Source organism: Marinobacter sp., assembly GCF_041686475.1.
Lineage (GTDB): Bacteria > Pseudomonadota > Gammaproteobacteria > Pseudomonadales > Oleiphilaceae > Marinobacter.
The window spans coordinates 1-19,006 of sequence record NZ_JAWLDU010000010.1; the positions used below are offsets into that span (position 1 = coordinate 1).

At 57.1% G+C, this 19,006-nt stretch carries 18 protein-coding genes and 1 pseudogene; 12 read left to right on the top strand and 7 right to left on the bottom strand.

What is annotated here, in order from left to right; translation table 11 throughout:
- Positions 1 to 142 precede the first annotated feature (142 nt).
- On the bottom strand, positions 143 to 736 hold the full coding sequence (locus ACESMB_RS03945) for a phenylacetic acid degradation protein PaaY (RefSeq protein WP_372970951.1): 594 nt from the start codon (positions 734 to 736) through the stop codon (positions 143 to 145).
- Positions 737 to 1,108: 372 nt separating this feature from the next.
- Here ACESMB_RS03945 and paaF point away from each other — a divergent pair, with 372 nt between their 5' ends.
- The 12 genes from paaF (at position 1,109) to paaZ (ending at position 13,477) form a co-directional block, all read left to right on the top strand.
- Positions 1,109 to 1,882 (top strand): 2,3-dehydroadipyl-CoA hydratase PaaF, encoded by a 774-nt coding sequence (gene paaF, locus ACESMB_RS03950; protein ID WP_372970952.1) that lies wholly within the window; start codon positions 1,109 to 1,111, stop codon positions 1,880 to 1,882.
- Between the two features lie 45 nt (positions 1,883 to 1,927).
- Positions 1,928 to 2,719, top strand: a complete 792-nt coding sequence (gene paaG, locus ACESMB_RS03955) for a 2-(1,2-epoxy-1,2-dihydrophenyl)acetyl-CoA isomerase PaaG (RefSeq protein WP_372970953.1) — start codon at positions 1,928 to 1,930, stop codon at positions 2,717 to 2,719.
- 3 nt (positions 2,720 to 2,722) lie between these two features.
- A complete protein-coding gene (gene paaH, locus ACESMB_RS03960) occupies positions 2,723 to 4,240 on the top strand; it encodes a 3-hydroxyacyl-CoA dehydrogenase PaaH (protein ID WP_372970954.1) in 1,518 nt (505 codons plus the stop codon).
- Positions 4,237 to 4,683: a hydroxyphenylacetyl-CoA thioesterase PaaI gene (paaI, locus tag ACESMB_RS03965; RefSeq protein ID WP_372970955.1), complete on the top strand. Its 447-nt coding sequence runs from the start codon at positions 4,237 to 4,239 to the stop codon at positions 4,681 to 4,683. Before paaH ends, paaI begins: the two co-directional genes overlap by 4 nt.
- A complete protein-coding gene (gene pcaF, locus ACESMB_RS03970) occupies positions 4,680 to 5,927 on the top strand; it encodes a 3-oxoadipyl-CoA thiolase (RefSeq protein WP_372970956.1) in 1,248 nt (415 codons plus the stop codon). The genes paaI and pcaF overlap by 4 nt, the downstream gene beginning before the upstream one ends.
- 59 nt (positions 5,928 to 5,986) lie before the next feature.
- Positions 5,987 to 7,297: a phenylacetate--CoA ligase PaaK gene (paaK, locus tag ACESMB_RS03975; RefSeq protein ID WP_372970957.1), complete on the top strand. Its 1,311-nt coding sequence runs from the start codon at positions 5,987 to 5,989 to the stop codon at positions 7,295 to 7,297.
- A 329-nt stretch (positions 7,298 to 7,626) separates the two neighbouring features.
- On the top strand, positions 7,627 to 8,619 hold the full coding sequence (paaA, locus tag ACESMB_RS03980) for a 1,2-phenylacetyl-CoA epoxidase subunit PaaA (protein ID WP_372970958.1): 993 nt from the start codon (positions 7,627 to 7,629) through the stop codon (positions 8,617 to 8,619).
- Between the two features lie 17 nt (positions 8,620 to 8,636).
- Complete coding sequence (paaB, locus tag ACESMB_RS03985) at positions 8,637 to 8,918, top strand: 1,2-phenylacetyl-CoA epoxidase subunit PaaB (protein WP_027831090.1); 282 nt, start codon at positions 8,637 to 8,639, stop codon at positions 8,916 to 8,918.
- A 12-nt stretch (positions 8,919 to 8,930) separates the two neighbouring features.
- Positions 8,931 to 9,695: a 1,2-phenylacetyl-CoA epoxidase subunit PaaC gene (gene paaC / locus ACESMB_RS03990; RefSeq protein WP_372970959.1), complete on the top strand. Its 765-nt coding sequence runs from the start codon at positions 8,931 to 8,933 to the stop codon at positions 9,693 to 9,695.
- The gene (paaD, locus tag ACESMB_RS03995) at positions 9,679 to 10,248 is read left to right on the top strand and encodes a 1,2-phenylacetyl-CoA epoxidase subunit PaaD (RefSeq protein WP_372970960.1); all 570 of its coding nucleotides are present in this window, start codon (positions 9,679 to 9,681) and stop codon (positions 10,246 to 10,248) included. Before paaC ends, paaD begins: the two co-directional genes overlap by 17 nt.
- Before the next feature lie 13 nt (positions 10,249 to 10,261).
- Complete coding sequence (gene paaE, locus ACESMB_RS04000) at positions 10,262 to 11,341, top strand: 1,2-phenylacetyl-CoA epoxidase subunit PaaE (protein ID WP_372970961.1); 1,080 nt, start codon at positions 10,262 to 10,264, stop codon at positions 11,339 to 11,341.
- A gap of 90 nt (positions 11,342 to 11,431) precedes the next feature.
- The gene (gene paaZ / locus ACESMB_RS04005; RefSeq protein ID WP_372970962.1) at positions 11,432 to 13,477 is read left to right on the top strand and encodes a phenylacetic acid degradation bifunctional protein PaaZ; all 2,046 of its coding nucleotides are present in this window, start codon (positions 11,432 to 11,434) and stop codon (positions 13,475 to 13,477) included.
- A gap of 121 nt (positions 13,478 to 13,598) precedes the next feature.
- On the opposite strand, the gene ACESMB_RS04010 is transcribed toward paaZ, so the two are convergent.
- The 6 genes and pseudogenes from ACESMB_RS04010 to ACESMB_RS04035 form a co-directional block, all read right to left on the bottom strand.
- Positions 13,599 to 14,303, bottom strand: coding sequence for an ABC transporter ATP-binding protein (locus ACESMB_RS04010; protein ID WP_372970979.1), 705 nt, complete (start codon positions 14,301 to 14,303; stop codon positions 13,599 to 13,601).
- Positions 14,304 to 14,513: 210 nt separating this feature from the next.
- Positions 14,514 to 14,963, bottom strand: a pseudogene (locus ACESMB_RS04015) (hemerythrin domain-containing protein); the annotation flags it as partial.
- A gap of 17 nt (positions 14,964 to 14,980) precedes the next feature.
- Complete coding sequence (locus ACESMB_RS04020; RefSeq protein ID WP_372970963.1) at positions 14,981 to 15,739, bottom strand: ABC transporter ATP-binding protein; 759 nt, start codon at positions 15,737 to 15,739, stop codon at positions 14,981 to 14,983.
- Positions 15,736 to 16,743, bottom strand: a complete 1,008-nt coding sequence (locus tag ACESMB_RS04025; protein WP_372970964.1) for a branched-chain amino acid ABC transporter permease — start codon at positions 16,741 to 16,743, stop codon at positions 15,736 to 15,738. The genes ACESMB_RS04020 and ACESMB_RS04025 overlap by 4 nt, the downstream gene beginning before the upstream one ends.
- Positions 16,743 to 17,618, bottom strand: coding sequence for a branched-chain amino acid ABC transporter permease (locus ACESMB_RS04030; protein ID WP_372970965.1), 876 nt, complete (start codon positions 17,616 to 17,618; stop codon positions 16,743 to 16,745). Before ACESMB_RS04030 ends, ACESMB_RS04025 begins: the two co-directional genes overlap by 1 nt.
- Before the next feature lie 80 nt (positions 17,619 to 17,698).
- Positions 17,699 to 18,856 carry an ABC transporter substrate-binding protein gene (locus ACESMB_RS04035; protein ID WP_372970966.1) on the bottom strand — a complete coding sequence of 386 codons (1,158 nt, stop codon included), beginning with the start codon at positions 18,854 to 18,856 and terminating at the stop codon, positions 17,699 to 17,701.
- Positions 18,857 to 19,006 lie beyond the last annotated feature (150 nt).

A 19,006-nucleotide genomic window follows, 5' to 3' on the forward strand; every position in this document is an offset into this window, starting at 1 on the left:
ACCTCACATTACGCTGCGTGGCGGCCATTTCCTGCAGGAAGATTCTCCGGACCACTTCGCCCGCATCATCATTGATGCGTGCAAGTCGGAAATGGCAGCCTGAAGCATTAAATGGTAGTGCGGGGCAACCAGTTTTATCCCATCAGGTTCGGTGCTTGGGCTGGTAACTGCCAGCATCAACTCCGGGCCGATCAGAATCCGCCTCTTCCAGCGGCTGGCATTCCACCAGGCTTTCAAAGCAACGCCTAGTCAGCCTCTGGTATTCTTTCGTTCCTTCTGCTTTCCAGGCTACTTCATTATCACTTAACGTCCGCAACACCTTGGCCGGTGTACCTACCACCAATGAGGCAGGCTCGCACTTAAAACCGGCTTTAACCAGAGCGCCGGCACCAACAATGGAGCGGGGTGCGATGACGGCCTCGTCCATGACCACTGCATTCATTCCTACCATTGCCCCCTCTCCCACGGTGCACCCGTGAAGAATGGCGCCATGTCCAACGTGCCCGTCCTTCTCGACCACCACATCCTTACCCGGAAAAGCGTGTGCAACGCAGGTATCCTGAATATTTGCCCCTTCCCTTAACACGATGCGACCGAAGTCGCCGCGCAAAGAGGCTGCCGGGCCAACGTAACAGTCTGGGCCAATCCACACATCTCCGATCAGAATGGCGGTTGGGTGGACATACGCAGACGGATGCACGACTGGCTGAACGCCTTCAATACTGTAACTAGGCATATTTTTCTCCATCACTAACAAGCTCAGAATGCGATCATAAATTCTGATTCACTTTGCTCATTACTCTACCTCTTATTGGGGATGCATTTACAGAGTTTCCGGGGTTTCAAACCGCCCAACATTGCAAAAATGCGCTTACAACGCAGCTTAATTTCATTGTATTAGTATAACTTTCAGACACTAAACAAGCTTTGGCCTAAAAAAATAATGTGATACAAGATGGCGCCAACTTGGACCTTGACGAGTATCAATTAATAGATATACTAATTGCCAAACAACATCACTGACGGCTGGAGCAGATCCTTATGGCAGGTCTGATTCCGGGCAGCTGAAATATGCTTCAGACAACAATAAAGCCACTTCGGATTGCTTATGCCAAACAACCTACTCGTCGAAGGACCTGAAGAAGGGGTTCTGGTGCTGACTCTGAACCGCCCCGACGCACTCAATGCCCTCAATACCGAGATGCTGGGTAACTTGTCTACGGCTCTCGACAACGCAGAAGCCGACCCCAAGGTTCGCTCCGTTGTTATCGCTGGTAGCCGAAAGGCATTCGCAGCCGGTGCCGATATCAACGAAATGGCAGCTCGTAATCTTGTCGGCATTTTTGAAGATCCGCGGATCGCTCACTGGGAGCGAATTGGCCGCTTCACCAAGCCCATCATTGCAGCAGTTAACGGGTTTGCACTTGGCGGCGGCTGCGAACTGGCCATGCACGCCGACATCCTGATAGCCGGTGAGAATGCCCGCTTCGGCCAGCCGGAAATCAATCTCGGCATCATGCCCGGGGCTGGCGGCACCCAGCGCCTGGTACGAAAGGTTGGCGAATCCCTGGCCATGCAAATGGCGCTGACAGGCGAGTCGATCGATGCAAAGCGGGCGCTCCAGGCAGGTCTCGTCAGCGAAGTCTGCCAGCCCGAACTGACCGTTGAGAAAGCCATCGGGATTGCTCGCACCGTTGCCAGGAAAGCACCTATTGCTGTCCGGCTCACCAAGGAATCAGTGCGTAAAGCCAATGACATGAACCTCGCGGAAGGCCTGCGCTTTGAAAGACATGCCTTCACAGTGCTTGCCGGTACGGCAGACCGCCAGGAAGGCCTTGATGCATTTCGTGAAAAACGAAAACCTCAATTCAAGGGCCAATAGTCCCTACCACAGAGCCATCCACCACTTTATTTAAAGGATAACGCCATGACTCAGCCGAGCATTCTTCTCGAAATCGATCAGGGTGTGGCTTTGCTTACCCTCAACCGCCCGGACAATCTGAACAGCTTCAATGTCGAGATGCATGAGCGCATGCGTGAAGCCATCAGCACTGTGCGCAAGGACGAATCCGTCCGCGTGCTGGTCATTACCGGTGCCGGTCGCGGCTTCTGTGCCGGACAGGACCTGGCAGACCGTAGCGTATCACCGGACCAGGAAGCACCAGACCTTGGCACATCCCTGGAGAACTACTACAACCCGCTGATGCGGAGCCTTCGGGACCTGCCGATGCCGGTCCTTTGCGCCGTCAATGGTGTTGCTGCCGGTGCCGGCGCCAACATCGCCCTTGCCTGTGACATCACTCTGGCCGCCCGCTCCGCCAATTTTGTTCAGGCATTCTGCAAGCTGGGACTGGTACCGGATTCCGGCGGCACCTGGACCTTACCCCGTGTGGCCGGCATGGCCCGGGCCAAAGGCATGGCGCTCCTGGGCGAAAAGATAAGCGGCGAACAGGCAGAGAGCTGGGGCATGATCTGGCGCTGCGTGGATAACGAGCAGCTCATGGAAGAAACCATGAAGCTGGCCCGGTATTTCGCTACCCAGCCCACCAAGGGTCTCGCCCTGATCAAGCGCGCACTGCATGCCAGCGCCAGCAACACATTTGAAGAACAGATCAATCTTGAAAGAGATCTGCAGCGCATGGCCGGACGCACCGTGGATTACCGTGAGGGCGTCTCCGCTTTCATGGAAAAACGCACGCCAGCGTTCAAGGGGAAATAATTCATGGCACTCGACACCCAAACCAGCATCGCCGTGATCGGCGCCGGCGCCATGGGCTCCGGCATCGCCCAGGTAGCAGCCCAGGCCGGCCACCGGGTCTACCTGCATGACCAGAGGGAAGGCGCCGCCCAGAATGGGCGCGACGGCGTTGCCAGACAGCTTCAGCGCCGTGTCGACAAAGGCAAGATGGAGCAGCAGGACTTGGATGCCATCATCGGCCGCATCCAACCGGTCGCCAGCCTTGATGAGGTGGCAGATGCCGGGCTCGTGATTGAGGCAATCATCGAAGACCTCGAAATCAAGCGCCAGTTGCTGGCAAACCTGGAAGAGCTCTGTTCCGGAGATACCATCCTCGCCACCAATACCTCTTCGATCTCCGTCACGGCCCTGGGCGCCGGAATGAAGAAGCCCGAGCGCCTGGTGGGAATGCACTTCTTCAATCCGGCACCCCTGATGGCACTGGTAGAAGTGGTGATGGGCCTGGCAACCAGCAAGGCCGTTGCCGAAACCGTTCATGCCACGGCAACCGCCTGGGGCAAGAAACCCGTTTACGCCACCTCCACTCCCGGCTTCATCGTCAACCGCGTCGCTCGCCCTTTTTATGCGGAAAGCCTGCGCCTGCTGCAGGAACAGGCAACCGATGCGGCAACGCTGGATGCCCTCATCCGCGAATCCGGTCAGTTCCGTATGGGCGCGTTCGAACTGACCGATCTGATCGGCCACGACGTCAACTATGCGGTCACCAACTCCGTGTTCAATTCGTACTATCAGGACCCTCGCTTCCTGCCGTCGCTGATCCAGAAAGACCTGGTGGAAGCCGGGCGCCTTGGACGCAAAACCGGCCAGGGCTTCTATCCCTATGGCGAAGAGGCTGAAAAGCCGGAGCCACAGACAGAACCGGAGCACCGGCGCGACGAAACGGTGGTTATTGTTGAGGGCAACCCCGGTGCTTCAGCCCCTCTCGTCCAGCGCCTGAAAAAATCAGGCCTGACCATTGTCGAGCGCGACGGCCCAGGCCAGCTTCGCTTTGGTGACGCCGTTCTGGCCCTGACCGATGGCCGCATGGCCACCGAGCGAGCTGCGGCTAACGGCACCTCCAACCTGGTGCTGTTTGATCTGGCATTCGACTACAGCAAGGCATCCCGGCTTGCTCTGGCTCCGGCAGACCAGAGCTCAGACGCGGCAGTTTCCTGTGCCTGTGCTTTACTGCAGAAAGCGGGTATTGCTGTAAGCCTGATAGCAGATCGCCCTGGACTGGTGGTTATGCGCACCGTCGCCACACTGGCCAACGAAGCCGCCGATGCCGCCCTCCATGGTGTTGCCACCGTGGCGGACATTGATCTGGCCATGAAAGCAGGCCTGAACTATCCCGATGGCCCTCTGAGCTGGAGCGACCGTCTTGGGGCAGGCCACGTCTTTAACGTGCTGACAAACATCCAGAACAGCTATGCCGAAGATCGCTATCGGCCTGCCCTGCTGCTCCGGAAAAACGCATTTGCACAGAAGGGGTTTTATTCATGAGCGAGATGGACCCGCAAACACTCGCCGAGGAATGCGCGAAAGCCATGTTTGCCCGTGACCGGGCCAGCCAGAACCTGGGCATGAACATTGAATCCGTCGCCCCGGGCAAAGCGGTTATTACCATGACCGTGACCGGCAATATGATTCAGGGCCACGGCTCCTGCCATGGTGGCTATCTGTTTACGCTGGCCGATTCCGCCTTTGCTTTCGCCTGCAACAGTTATGACCGGGCCACCGTCGCCTCCGGTTGCAGCATTGATTATATGTCCGGCGCCAAGGAAGGTGACCGGCTGACCGCCACTGCCGAAGAGCAGGCCCGCGGCGGCCGCACCGGCGTTTACGACATCACACTAACCAATCAGGACGGCCGCAAGGTCGCCCTGTTCCGGGGCCGTTCCTATGAGGTTCGCGGCACCGTTCGCAATTCGGAGGACAATTCATGAGCGCGGACAATCTTCTTAAAGACGCTTACATCGTCGATGCCATCCGCACCCCCATCGGCCGCTACGGCGGTGTTCTCTCCGCAGTGCGTGCGGACGACCTGGGTGCTATCCCCATCAAGGCACTGACCGAACGGCACCCGGACCTGGACTGGTCAAAAATTGATGACGTGCTTTATGGCTGTGCCAACCAGGCCGGTGAAGACAACCGGGACGTTGCCCGCATGTCGTTACTACTCGCAGGGCTGCCGGTTGACGTACCGGGAAGCACCATCAACCGCCTGTGCGGCTCGGGCATGGATGCTATCGGCACCGCCGCACGTGCCATCCGCACCGGCGAAGCCCGGCTGATGGTCGCCGGTGGCGTTGAGTCCATGTCCCGGGCCCCGTTTGTCATGGGCAAGGCCGAGTCGGCATTCAGCCGCAAGGCGGAAATCTTCGACACCACCATCGGCTGGCGTTTTGTAAACCCGGTGCTCAAGAAACAGTATGGCATTGATTCCATGCCCGAGACCGCAGAGAACGTGGCTGCCGATTTCGGCGTTTCCCGGGAAGATCAGGACGCTTTCGCCCTGCGCAGCCAGCAGCGTACCGCTGCGGCCCAGACAGCCGGACGCATGGCCGAAGAAATCACGCCGGTGACCATCCCCCGCCGCAAGCAGGATCCGCTGGTTGTAGACACCGATGAGCATCCTCGCGAAACCAGCCTGGAGCAACTGGCCAAGCTGCCGACACCGTTCCGCGAAAACGGAACCGTGACAGCGGGTAACGCATCGGGCGTCAACGACGGTGCCTGCGCCCTTCTGCTTGCTGGTGCTGACGCCGTGAAAGAATACGGCCTCAAGCCCAGAGCACGAGTGGTTGCTATGGCAACCGTCGGTGTTGAGCCAAGGATCATGGGCTTTGGCCCGGCACCGGCAACCCGCAAGGTGCTGGCAACGGCGGGGCTGGACCTGGCAGACATGGACGTGATCGAACTCAATGAAGCCTTTGCTGCACAGGCCCTGGCGGTCACCCGGGATCTCGGGCTACCGGACGATGCGGAACATGTGAATCCGAACGGTGGTGGCATCGCACTCGGACACCCTCTCGGCATGAGCGGTGCCCGGCTGATGACTACGGCGCTGTATGAACTGGAACGTCGCCACGCAGCAGGCAAGAGAGCCCGTTACGCCCTGTGCACCATGTGTATCGGTGTCGGGCAGGGCATTGCGATCATAATTGAGCGGGTGGATGCGGCGCACTAATCCCGCCGCTCTCACCAGAAGATGATCATCACGGCACAAGAACAACGCAGGACAGAATCATGAGCTTACCACTGCAGAAAATCGGCAAACTTGACCGCATGGAAACCGCCAGTATTGACGAGCTCCGCCATGAACAACTTCAGCGCCTGCGCTGGAGCCTGATTCATGCGTACACCAATGTGCCCTTCTACCGGAAGGCCTTTGATGACATCGGGCTGAAGCCAATGGACATCAACTCCCTGGAAGACCTAGCCAAGGTACCGTTTACTACCAAAGCAGATCTGCGCAACAACTACCCCTTTGGCATGTTCGCCACACCCATGTCTGACGTGGTGCGGGTACACGCCTCTAGCGGAACAACCGGTAAACCAACCGTAGTAGGATACACCCAGAGCGACATCAACACCTGGGCCGACGTTGTTGCCCGGTCTATTCGTGCCGGTGGCGGCTCCCGCGGTGACAAGGTTCATGTTGCCTATGGTTACGGCCTGTTCACGGGCGGCCTTGGTGCCCATTACGGGGCTGAGCGCCTTGGCTGTACGGTGATCCCAATGTCCGGTGGCCAGACCGAGAAGCAAGTCCAGCTGATCCAGGACTTTCAGCCGGACATCATCATGGTAACGCCCTCTTACATGCTGAACATTGCCGACGAGATGGATCGCCAGGGCATTGATCCGCACAAACTACCACTGCGCCTGGGTATTTTCGGGGCAGAACCCTGGACCAACGCCATGCGTACCGAGATCGAGCAGCGGCTCGGCATCCAGGCCCTGGACATCTATGGCCTTTCCGAGGTCATGGGCCCCGGTGTAGGCATGGAATGCGTCGAAACCAAAGACGGCCCCACCATCTGGGAAGATCATTTCTACCCGGAAATCATCAATCCGGAAACCGGCGAAGTTCTGCCCGATGGGGAATACGGTGAGCTGGTTTTCACCTCGCTGACCAAGGTGGCCCTGCCTATCCTGCGCTACCGCACGCGGGATCTCACCCGCCTGCTGCCGGGCACCGCGCGACCCATGCGCCGGATCGACAAGATTACCGGTCGCAGTGATGACATGTTGATTATCCGTGGTGTGAACGTGTTCCCGAGCCAGATCGAGGAACAGGTGCTCAAGTGCGAAGCCCTGGCACCCCACTACGAGATCGAGGTTTACAAGGAAGGCAACATGGACTGCGTGGATATCCGGACCGAACTGAAACCCGGTGCAACCGACAGCCCGGAAAGCCGCGCCGCGGCGGCCAAGGAACTGGCGCATCATATCAAGTCCTATATCGGCATCAGTACCCGTATAGAAGTGGTGGAAACCAACCGCCTGGCGCGCTCGGAAGGCAAGGCCAAGCGTGTTTTTGACCGCCGAAAAAACTAGGACGGTATGACTCACAGAGAGCCGGCTCGCAACCGTTGCGACCGGCTCTCCGCCCCCTGCCTGACCGTCAGCTCCCCACATTTACCGATTTAATTTTACTTTCCCGTCGCTGATCTCAATAGCGTTTAGTCACGTATCATTTTTTTTGTCATGGAAATCAGTCCTATAAGCAACGGAGCTCAACCTTATAGATATGACATGACACACAAAGACTATTCTTGATATTTATTCAGTATCATATAATATGGAGACATTGGCCCTCCGATGTTATCTGAGGGCGCCAATGTTCATGGAGCCACAGAACAACAAGCCCGATCCGGAGGTATTTTATGTACGCTCAGCTCGTTGAAACCGGCGCCAAGCGCCTGAAGACCAAAGAAGAGATGTCCCCTGAAGAGCGCGAGTTTCAGGAGAAGATCGACGCCGAAACCAAAATTGAGCCCAAGAACTGGATGCCTGAAGGCTACCGGAAAACCCTGGTTCGCCAGATTTCCCAGCACGCCCACTCCGAAGTGGTCGGCATGCTGCCGGAAGGAAACTGGGTTACCCGTGCGCCTACACTCAAGCGCAAACTCCAGCTGATGGCCAAGATCCAGGACGAAGCAGGCCACGGCCTGTATCTTTACAGCGCCATGGAAACCCTCGGTGCAGACCGCGACGAAGAGATCGAGAAACTGCATCAGGGCAAAGCCAAGTACTCCAGCATCTTCAATTATCCTACCCTGAACTGGGCCGATATGGGCGCCGTGGGCTGGCTGGTGGATGGTGCCGCCATCGTCAACCAGGTTGTTCTTCAGCGTACCTCCTACGGTCCCTATTCCCGTGCCATGGTCCGCATCTGTAAAGAAGAGAGCTTTCACCAGCGTCAGGGTTACCAGATCCTGCTGGACATGATGCGTGAAGGCACCGAAGAGCAGAAAGCCATGGTTCAGGACGCCATCAATCGCCTATGGTGGCCGGCCCTGATGATGTTCGGCCCGCACGATGACGAGTCTCCGAACTCACAGCAGTCCATGGCCTGGAAGATCAAGCGCAAGAGCAACGATGAGCTGCGCCAGATGTTCATTGACCAGACGGTTCCGCAGCTTGAATTCCTGGGATGCACCGCGCCGGACCCGGATCTGAAGTGGAACGAAGAAACCGGCCATTACGATTTCGGTGAGATCAACTGGCAGGAATTCTACGACGTTCTCAAGGGCAACGGCCCCTGCAACCGCGAGCGCATCAAAACTCGCAAGAACGCAATTGACGAGGGCGCCTGGGTCCGCGAAGCGGCCGTCGCCTATGCCAAAAAACAAAAACAGCGCGCGCAAGCCGCGTGATACCGGAGGAATACAACATGTCTGAATGGCGCCTTTACGAAGTTTTTGTGCGGTCCAAGCACGGTCTGAACCACAAACACGTGGGAAGCGTGCACGCATCTGACGCCGAGATGGCTATGGAAAACGCCCGTGACCTATACACACGCCGAAATGAAGGCGTGAGCATCTGGGTTGTGCCCTCCGACACCATCACGGCCTCCGCATCCGACGAGAAGGAAGTACTTTTCGACCCGTCGGAAGACAAGATTTACCGGCACGCTTCTTTTTACGAGCTGCCCGATGAAGTCGGACACATGTAAGGAGCGGTTCCAATGACACAAGCAGAAGCACTACAGGGATACCTGCTGCGACTGGCAGATTCTGACATGATCTTGGGCCAGCGCCTGAGTGAATTATGTGGCAAGGCGCCGGCAATTGAGGAAGAAATGGCACTGATGAACGTTGCCCTCGACCTCGTCGGCCAGGCCCGCAACTGGTATGAGTATGCCGCCGAGCTGATTGATGATGGTCGCGATGCCGACAAACTGGCGTTCCGCCGTGATGCCCACAATTACCGCAACCTACTGCTCACCGAGCAGCCCAACGAGGATTACGCGGTCACCATGGGCCGGCAGTTCTTCTTTGACGTATGGCACTACTTCACACTCAAGAGCCTGACCGGATCCAGCGATGAGCGCATTGCCGGTATCGCAGCCAAGGCCCTGAAAGAGGCCACCTACCACCTGCGCCGGTCATCCGAGTGGGTCAAGCGTCTGGGCGATGGTACTGAAGAAAGCCATCAACGTATGCAGGACGCGGTGGATATCCTCTGGCGTTTTACCGGCGAACTGATCACCCCTGATGACACGGATCGTGTCATGGCCGAGGCGGGCATCGGCCCGGACCCGGACCAGCTGGCGAGAGACTGGCGCGGCATGGTCAATGAAGTGCTCACCCAGGCTACCCTGACACCGGGCTCAGAAGACGCCTGGATGTATATGGGCGGCAAGCGCGGCGAGCACACCGAACACCTCGGTTTCATTCTGGCAGAAATGCAGTTCCTGCAGAGGGCCTATCCCGATGCCACAACATGGTGATTCAGACACCCGGTCAGCGGTCGACATCCTGATTGCCAGCGATCGGGTGCCGGCCAACGCCCGCCCCAATCTGCTGACAGAGGACGACATCTGGGCACTGCTTGAAGAGGTCAAAGACCCTGAAGTGCCGGCAGTCAGTGTCGTGGAGCTCGGCATTGTCCGGGCGGTTCACTGGGACGGTAAAGAGCTGTCCATTGATGTGACCCCGACCTACTCCGGGTGCCCGGCTACCGAACTGATTGAAGAGCTGATTTCTGAAGCCCTGCGCGCTGCGGGCTTCCGGGATCCGAAAATCAATCAGGTGCTGACACCAGCATGGACCACCGACTGGATCACAGACGAAGGCAAAGAGAAGCTTCGTGCATTCGGAATCGCGCCACCCGAGGGCAGCTCCAGCAAGATGAGCCTGCTCGGAGAACCGGAAGTGATTGCTTGCCCCCACTGCGGCAGCAAGGACACCGAGCGGGTCAGCGAGTTCGGATCTACCGCCTGCAAAGCCCTTTATCGTTGCAAGGAATGCCTCGAGCCATTCGACTATTTCAAATGCATCTAGAGCCGATACGATCATGAATAAATTCTATCCACTGACCCTCAAAGAGGTCAGACCTGAAACAAGAAACGCCGTATCACTTGCTTTTGACCTGCCTGATAATCTGGCGGACAAGTTCAGCTACAAGCAAGGCCAACACCTGATTGTCAGAACAAAACTGGATGGCGAGGAAGTGCGCCGTTCCTATTCAATCTGCCGCAGTGTCAACGATCAGGAGCTGCGTATCGCCGTGAAGAAGGTTCCCGGTGGTCGCTTCTCCACGTTTGCCAATGAGCAGCTGAAACCCGGCGAAACACTTGAAGTCATGCCACCCCAGGGCCATTTTTCCATCGACCTGGATCCCGAGCGCGACGGTAATTACCTGGCAGTGGCTGCGGGCAGTGGCATCACCCCGATCCTGTCGATCGTCAAGACCACTCTGGAAACCGAGCCCAAGAGCGCAGTAACCCTGTTCTACGGCAACAAGGCCACCAGCAGCACGATGTTCCGGGACGAACTCCAGGATCTTAAGAATGAGTACATGGCGCGTCTGAACCTGGTTTATATCTTCACTCGTGAAGAGCAGGACATTGACCTGTACAACGGGCGCATTAACCACGACAAATGCGATGCCCTATTCGATCACTGGATCAACGCCAAGGATCTTACCGCTGCCTTCATCTGCGGCCCCCAGCTAATGACTGAGGACGTAAGGGACTCCCTGCTTCGCCATGGCATGGATAAAAGCAAAGTTCACTTTGAGCTGTTTACGCCGGTCGGTGGTGCGCCCCAGGCCCGCAAGGACAGAGCCCCTTCCAAGGTGGATCCACAATCGGTGAGCGAAGTGACCGTCATCGCCGATGGCCGCTCCCTGACTTTCCCTCTGGTTCGAGACACCAAGAGCATTCTCGAGGCCGGCAACGAAGAAGGCGCGGACCTGCCCTTCTCCTGCAAGGCCGGCGTCTGCTCCACCTGCCGTGCCAAGGTTGTGGAAGGCGAAGTGGAAATGGACCAGAACTTTGCCCTTGAGGACTACGAAGTGGAAGCCGGCTACGTGCTTTCCTGCCAGTGCTACCCGGTCAGCGACAAGGTGGTTCTGGACTACGACGAGATGTAGTTTCCGACCAGAAAACAGTAAGACACCAGCAAGGCAAGCCTCGCGAAAACCGGGCTTGCCTTGGCGTTTCAGAAACGAATGGAGTTTCCCATGTCAGTCCTGAAAAGTTTCATTGCCGGCCAATGGGTCGGTGAAAAGGCCGCCAAGGCCCTGCCCAGCGCCGTTAACGGCGAGATTGTGGCGCATACCCACGACGACACCCTCGATTTCAGGAACGCTGTGGAGTACGGCCGCAAGGTTGGCGGCAAGAACCTGATGGCGATGGATTTCCAGGAGCGCGCTCTGGCCCTGAAGGCCATGGCCATGTATCTCCAGGAACACAAAAAAGAACTTTACGCCCTGTCGATGCATACCGGTTCCACCAAGGGCGATAACGGCATCGATATCGATGGCGGTTTCGGCACACTGTTTTCCTACGCCAGCATGGGGCGTCGTGAACTGCCGTCCGGCAATGTTGTTCACGAGGGTCCGGTGACTCCGCTCGGCAAGAATAACCACTTTGCAGGCACCCATATCCTGGTGCCCCGGGGCGGCGTGGCTGTCCACATTGACGCCTACAACTTCCCGGTATGGGGCATGCTGGAAAAGTTCGCGCCCACCTTCCTGGCGGGCATGCCTTCCATCGTGAAGCCAGCTACCTCTACCTGTTACGTCACTGAACTGGCCGTGCGCCTGATGCAGGAATCCGGTGCTCTGCCTGAAGGCAGCCTGCAGTTGATCATCGGCAGCACCGGCGACCTGTTCGACCACCTGGAAGAACAGGACGTGGTCACATTCACTGGGTCGGCTGCAACCGCCCGCAAACTCAAGAATCACCCGAACATCATCAACCGTTCGATTCCGTTCAACGCCGAGGCGGATTCGCTGAACAGTGCCATTCTGGCGCCGGATGTAACCCCCGAGCACGACGAGTTCGATATCTTCGTAAAGGAAGTGGGCCGCGAGATGACGGCCAAGGCCGGCCAGAAGTGTACTGCTATCCGACGGGTCCTGGTGCCAAAAGACCAGGTAGACGCGGTCTGCGAAAAGCTCCGGGAGCGCCTTTCGAAGGTTACCGTCGGCGATTCTTCGGTTGAAGGTGTCCGCATGGGAGCCCTAGCGTCCGTCGACCAGCTTGAAGACGTCAAAGCCAACATCCAGGAATTGTTGAAAACCAGCGAACTGGTTACCGGCGGCACCGGCGATTTCCAGCCGACCGGCGAAGGCACCGACAAAGGCGCGTTCATCGAACCGCACCTGCTGCTGTGCCGGAACCCGGAGAATGGCTGTGGTGCCCACGACATCGAGGCCTTCGGCCCGGTGGCAACGGTGATCCCCTACGACACCATGGAAGACGCGGTTTCCCTGTGCGCCGAAGGCCGTGGCTCACTGGTCACCACCCTGACCACCCGGGATCCGGCCATTGCGTGCCGGATCGCCCCCCTGCTTGCTGCCTTCCACGGGCGTCTGCACCTGCTGGATGCAGAAGCTGCGAAGGAATCCACCGGCCACGGCTCGCCGCTGCCCATGCTCAAGCATGGCGGCCCGGGCCGCGCCGGCGGTGGCGAAGAGCTCGGTGGTATCCGCGCGGTCCATCATTACCTGCAGAGAACCGCCATCCAGGGTTCTCCGACGATGCTGGCTGCAGTAACTCGCGAGTACGTGCGTGGTGCCAATCTGATCGAAACCGAAGTGCACCCGTTCCGCCGCCATTTCGAAGATCTGCAGATCAACGAATCCCTGCTCACCCACCGACGCACAGTGACCGAGGCGGATATCGTCAATTTCGGCTGCCTGTCCGGTGATCACTTCTACATGCATTTCGATGAAATTGCGGCGCGGAACTCCCAGTTCGGCAAGCGCATTGCCCATGGCTACTTCGTGCTTTCCGCTGCGGCAGGCCTGTTCGTCTATCCGGGCGAAGGCCCGGTTCTGGCGAACTACGGCCTAGATACCCTGCGCTTTATCGAGCCGGTTGCGCCGGGAGACACCATCCGGGCACGGCTGACCTGCAAGCGCAAGATCGATCAGGGTCGGACATCTCCGGACGGGCACCCCCAGGGTGTGGTGGTCTGGGATGTTCAGGTTCACAATCAGAACGACGAAATGGTTGCGAGCTATGACATCCTGACACTGGTTGCCAAAAAGCCCGAGTAACACCGGGCTTACCTGCTCTCTCCCTGTCCTGGACCCCAGGGAGAAAGCGTCAGGCAAATAAAAGGGGGACAGGTCGCAAGACCTGTCCCCCTTTTATTGGTGCAAGGAAACTTCAGGGCAATTACATGCCCAGATAAGCCTCGCGAACCTTCTCATTGCTGAGCAGCTCACGGCCAGTCCCTTCAATCACCACCTTACCGGTCTCCAACACATAGCCTCGATCAGCCAGCGCCAGCGCCTGGGAGGCATTCTGCTCCACCAGGAAGATGGTTATGCCTTCCTTCTTGAGCTCCTTGACGATATTGAAGATTTCTTCAACGATCAGGGGCGCAAGACCCATACTCGGCTCATCCATAAGCAATAGTCGCGGCCGGGCCATCAGCGCCCGTCCCATGGCCAACATCTGCTGTTGACCGCCTGAAAGTTCCCCGGCAAGGTTATGGTGCTTCTGGCGAAGGATGGGGAACCTGGTATACATACGCTCAATATCATCCATGACTTCAGCAGTTCTGCCGCGAGTGTAAGCACCCATCAGGAGATTGTCGTGGACGCTCAGGTCCTTGAACACCTGCCTGCCTTCAGGCACCTGCACAATCCCCTGGGCCACGCGCCGGTCGGTGCTGATTTTCCCGAGGTCTTTTCCCTCGAAGCTTATTGATCCCCGGTCCACCGGCTGCAGCCCGGAGATAGTCATCAGTAATGTGGACTTGCCCGCGCCGTTGGCACCCACCAGGGAGACAATCTCGCCACTGTTGATATGGATATCCAAATCGTGGAGAACCTCGATCTGGCCATAGGAGGTAACAAGCCCCTTGATAGACAGCATTTCCTCTTTTGCATGAGGCGCGGTGACCCGCTCTGCGTGTTTGAGACCCAGCCCCCCGAACTTTTCCGGAGTATAACTGACAATCTGGTGACGCAACTCCCGGAATTCTTCCCGGACCCGTTCACCAAACAGAGGGTCATTTTCCACATCCCGCGCTTCGATAATCTGCTGCCAGTCTTCCTCGGTCAGCAGTTTCCGGGCCCGCGGAATAACCACGCCTTCTTCCTTGCGGATATGCTTGCGCAGGGCTTCTGTGAGACGTGCCAGGGCATGACTGAAATCCTCACGGCCTTCCGGCCAGCGCTCTTCACAGTCCGCCAGCAGTGCACGCAACTCCACCAGCTTCTCATGCCCGATCACGTAGCCCCTTGCCAGCTTCTCAAGCAGAGGCGCCGTTTCCGGGGACTTCTCACTGAGCCGCTTGTAGAGCTCGATATCCGTGGGGGTACTGTGGACCCGCTGGGAGAAGTGTTCAATGTAATCAAAGATCGTGGTCAGCAGCCGCTCATCCGGCCGCTGGTCGTTGAGGTTCATATCACTCAGAAGCTGATCCAGCAGGTCCAGGACCCGCCAAAGCGCCTGATGTTCATGAACAATAATTCGGACGGCCTGCTCGCTGCGTGACTGGGCAGGCGCCATTTCAGTGTGTTGCTCGCTCATATGAAATGTCTCCTTGCTCAGCCACCAAGATAGGCGGCGATAACGTCCGGATTCTGACGGATTTCCTTGGGCGTGCCCTCGGCCAGAACGCGACCATAGTTAAGCACCAGCAAACGGTCTGATATTCCCATAACCAGTTTCATATCGTGCTCAACCAGCATCACGGTTATGCCCTGATCTGCAATTTTCCGGATCAGATCTTCCAACGCTGCGGTTTCTGTTGCGTTAAGACCTGCTGCTGGTTCATCCAGCAGAATGACCTTAGGTTCCGCCGCCAGAGCCCGAGCAATCTCGAGCCGCTTCAGTGCACCGTAGGACATCGCAGAGGCCTCTGCACCAACGTACTCGCCACAGCCCACGTACTCCATAAGTTCAGCAGCGCGCTTGAAGGCAGTCTTCTCATCCCTCAGCAAAGCCGGTAACCGGAACAATGTGGTGAACAGGCTGCTTTTTAGCTGCAGGTGACGGCCGAGCATCACGTTTTCGATAGCGGTCATGTTCATGCAGATCTGCATCTGCTGAAAAGTCCGACACATCCCCCGTTCCGCAAGCTGGTTCGGCTCCAGTTTGGCAGTGCTCTCTCCGTTCAGCCGGACCTCACCCTTCGTGGGTACGTAGAGGCCGGTAATCAGGTTGAACAGTGTGGTCTTGCCGGCACCGTTAGGACCAATAACCGAATAGACCTGCCCCGCCTCCACGTTGAAACTGACATCTTCCACAGCGTGAACGCCACCAAAGGCCTTATCCAGCCCTTTTACTTCAACCAGCGCTGTCATGCCTCACCTCCCGCTTTCTTGCGCATTCTTCTGGAAACGGTTGCGGTTAGCGTGGGCAACAGGCCCTTGGGCATGAAAATCATCGTCAGCATCAGAATCAGGCCAAACATGACGGTTTCGAGGTCCTGGAAATCCGCCAGCAGCTGCGGCAGGAGGGTCAGCACCGCGGCACCCATAATCACACCAAAGGTGGAACCCATGCCGCCCAGAACAACCATGGTTATAAAGAGAATGGAAAATTCGAAGCTGGCCACCGCCGGGGTGATAAAGCCCTGAAAGTGAGCGTAGAGACTGCCCATCAGGCTGGCATAGATCGCAGAAATCACAAACACCAGGCTCTTATACTTTGCAGTGTTGACTCCAACGACACGTGCTGCGACTTCGGACCCGTGCACCGAGCGCAAGGCGCGGCCTATCGGTGACTCAATGAGGTTGAGCGCAAACCAGACAGCCGCCAGCAATACGGCACTGGCAAAGATATACCATGCCTCGAAACCTTCCATCTCGAAACCAAACAGTGAATACCGGCCGAAAGAACTCAATTCCCAGCCAAATATCTCAAAGGCCGGTACCGGCATGCCGTCCGGGCCACCGGTCAGGTCGCGTTCGTTGTTCAGGATGATCGCGATTATGAAGCCCACCGCGAGCGTGGCCATGGACAGGTAATGCCCCTTTAGGCGCAGAACCGGCCGCCCGACGATCCAGGCAATAACGCCAACCAGTGCGGCACCCACCAGCAGCGCCGGTACAGAGGACCATCCATAAGTTCCCGTCGCAATGCCCGAGAAGTAAGCACCGAGACCAAAGAACCCAGCATGACCGAGGCTGATCTGGCCGGCAAAGCCAACCAGAAGATTCAGGCCGACAACCGTGGCAGCAAGAATGGCAATCTGTGTAACCATTCCGTATTGAAAGGAGTTGGTCAGAAAGGCCGGAATAACAACAAGAATCAGCGCGAGGGCCACCAACCCACGGAGACGAGACTGCATAAAACGGTTCAACATCAGACACGCTCCACTACTTTGGCGCCAAAGAGTCCGCGAGGCATGAAGAAGAGCACTAGCAAAATAGTGGCAAACGCCACCGCGTCCTTGTAATCGGAGGAGATATAGCCGGCCGTCATCGCTTCAACAATTCCGAGCACAATGCCACCGACAACAGCACCCACACCACTGCCAAGCCCACCGATTGCCGCAGCAACAAAGCCTTTCAGGCCAAGGATGATGCCGATGTCGTAAGAGGTAAAGGTAATCGGCGCAACTACAATACCGGCAACGGAGCCGAGCACCGCAGACACCATGAAGGCCAGCATCAGCACCATCTGTGTCCGGACGCCAACCAGTCGGGCAGCCTCCTTGTTCATCGACGTCGCAAGTATGGCCTTTCCTGTCAGGGTCTTGGTAAAGAACAGCGCAAGGGCCACCACCACAACAGCACCGACGCCCAGAACCCAGAGACTCTGGGTATTCAGGACAGCACCGAACACGCGGATGGACTCATCGCCACTGAAATTCTGCATCACATGGTAGCCTTTGCCCCAAACAATCTGGGCAATGCCACGGATAAATATGGCAGCACCAATCGTGATTATGATCAGTGTAACCACGTCCGCCTGCTTTGCCGGCGCAATGGCGAAACGCTGAAGCGCCAAACCCAGAACCCCGGCAAGGATAATGGCGAGAACGATGGCAATTATCATGGGTACACCAATGGCCATCAGCGAAACAGTCGCCATACCTCCGATCATCAGGAATTCGCCCTGGGCGAAGTTGATGACATGGCTGGCGTTATAAATCAGGGTAAAACCGAGGGCTATCAGGGCATAGGTTGCACCGATTGTAATCCCGGTGAACAGGTACTGTAAGAATTCTGCAAGCATAACGGTGTTTCCGGTCGAACATCGGCCTGCGACTTATCCAGAAGGACAGCCGCCAGCCGCGAGACAGGTGAAAAGGAATATCAGTCGATCAGTTGCCATTCGCCATCCTGGACTTCCAGGATACGGAAGGACTCTGGGTCGAGGCCATTGTGGTCATCCGGAGACATGTTGAACTCTCCGGTAACACCGACGTAGCCCTCGATGTTTTCCAGAGCCTCACGTACGGCTTCAGGATCAGTAGAGCCGGCTTCTTCGATTGCGCGTACAGCCAGCATCAGACCATCGTAGGCATAGGCACCAAAGGTTGAAACCCTGGAATCCCAGCGAGCTTCATACTCTGCCTTGTAGTCCTGAACCACTTTTTTCTGGGGATCGTCATCCGGCAGAGAATCCGGAACCAGCAGCGGGGATGCCGGCAGACGCAGGCCTTCAGCCGCAGAACCGGCCAGATCAAGGAAGCCGTCAGATGCCACGCCGTGGGACTGATAGAAAGGAAGCTCCATGCCCAACTGATCATAGTTGCGGGTCACAATGGCCGGGCCCTGCCCGAAACCGAAGTTCAGGACCGCTTCAACACCTTCTGTGTTACCGATATTGGTCAACTGGGAGGTCATGTCTGTATCAGATCCGCTGTAGGTGACATCGGCCAGCACTTCCATATCCATCTTCTCTGCCACTTCCAGAGTCTGGGTACGGCCGGAACTACCAAAACCACCAGTGCCGGAAATTAACCCGATCTTGGTGATTCCGCGATCCTTCATGTCAGTCAGGATGCGTTCCGCGGCCATGCGGTCAGACTGGGGTGTCTTGAAAACCCACTTTTTCACCGGGGTGGTAATAACCACAGCGCCGGCCAGGGAGATGAACGGAACCTCTGCCTGTTGAATCAATGGTACCGCCGCCATGGTCGCACCCGTCGTGCTGCCACCGACGATGATATCCACGTTATCCGAGCGGATCAGGCGGCTGGCGAAGTTGCGAGCAGAGGAGGAATTACCAACGTCGTCGTAATGTATCAACTCCAGCTGACGCCCCAGGACGCCGCCTTCTTCGTTGATTTTCTCGACGTACATCTCAAGGGTTTTCACCTCAGGATCGCCAAGGAAAGAGGCCGGACCTGTAATTGACAGAAACGACCCGATCTTGATTGGTTCGGCTGCCTGGGCACTCATCATCATGAGACTTGCCGCAGCTACTACTGCGCATTTTCCTGCGCGACGCATCATAGTTTTTAACATTGTTTTTGTTCTCCCGAATTGTGCAGGGGCATGAGTATGTTTGTTTTTCTTCATCCGTGATTACAGCAGTCCTTCTTCGCTCCCGGTAAAATTCGATACCGTTGACGAATATCAAACGAATTTATTGTATCATAACTTCCATGTCAACTG

What these genes read in the sequence shown, in the direction of transcription:
- ACESMB_RS03945 (WP_372970951.1), bottom strand. Translation starts at nt 736, where the DNA reads ATGCCTAGTTACAGTATTGAAGGCGTTCAGCCAGTCGTGCATCCGTCT.
- paaF (WP_372970952.1), top strand. Translation starts at nt 1,109, where the DNA reads ATGCCAAACAACCTACTCGTCGAAGGACCTGAAGAAGGGGTTCTGGTG.
- paaG (WP_372970953.1), top strand. Translation starts at nt 1,928, where the DNA reads ATGACTCAGCCGAGCATTCTTCTCGAAATCGATCAGGGTGTGGCTTTG.
- paaH (WP_372970954.1), top strand. Translation starts at nt 2,723, where the DNA reads ATGGCACTCGACACCCAAACCAGCATCGCCGTGATCGGCGCCGGCGCC.
- paaI (WP_372970955.1), top strand. Translation starts at nt 4,237, where the DNA reads ATGAGCGAGATGGACCCGCAAACACTCGCCGAGGAATGCGCGAAAGCC.
- pcaF (WP_372970956.1), top strand. Translation starts at nt 4,680, where the DNA reads ATGAGCGCGGACAATCTTCTTAAAGACGCTTACATCGTCGATGCCATC.
- paaK (WP_372970957.1), top strand. Translation starts at nt 5,987, where the DNA reads ATGAGCTTACCACTGCAGAAAATCGGCAAACTTGACCGCATGGAAACC.
- paaA (WP_372970958.1), top strand. Translation starts at nt 7,627, where the DNA reads ATGTACGCTCAGCTCGTTGAAACCGGCGCCAAGCGCCTGAAGACCAAA.
- paaB (WP_027831090.1), top strand. Translation starts at nt 8,637, where the DNA reads ATGTCTGAATGGCGCCTTTACGAAGTTTTTGTGCGGTCCAAGCACGGT.
- paaC (WP_372970959.1), top strand. Translation starts at nt 8,931, where the DNA reads ATGACACAAGCAGAAGCACTACAGGGATACCTGCTGCGACTGGCAGAT.
- paaD (WP_372970960.1), top strand. Translation starts at nt 9,679, where the DNA reads ATGCCACAACATGGTGATTCAGACACCCGGTCAGCGGTCGACATCCTG.
- paaE (WP_372970961.1), top strand. Translation starts at nt 10,262, where the DNA reads ATGAATAAATTCTATCCACTGACCCTCAAAGAGGTCAGACCTGAAACA.
- paaZ (WP_372970962.1), top strand. Translation starts at nt 11,432, where the DNA reads ATGTCAGTCCTGAAAAGTTTCATTGCCGGCCAATGGGTCGGTGAAAAG.
- ACESMB_RS04010 (WP_372970979.1), bottom strand. Translation starts at nt 14,303, where the DNA reads ATGCTGTCTATCAAGGGGCTTGTTACCTCCTATGGCCAGATCGAGGTT.
- ACESMB_RS04020 (WP_372970963.1), bottom strand. Translation starts at nt 15,739, where the DNA reads ATGACAGCGCTGGTTGAAGTAAAAGGGCTGGATAAGGCCTTTGGTGGC.
- ACESMB_RS04025 (WP_372970964.1), bottom strand. Translation starts at nt 16,743, where the DNA reads ATGTTGAACCGTTTTATGCAGTCTCGTCTCCGTGGGTTGGTGGCCCTC.
- ACESMB_RS04030 (WP_372970965.1), bottom strand. Translation starts at nt 17,618, where the DNA reads ATGCTTGCAGAATTCTTACAGTACCTGTTCACCGGGATTACAATCGGT.
- ACESMB_RS04035 (WP_372970966.1), bottom strand. Translation starts at nt 18,856, where the DNA reads ATGTTAAAAACTATGATGCGTCGCGCAGGAAAATGCGCAGTAGTAGCT.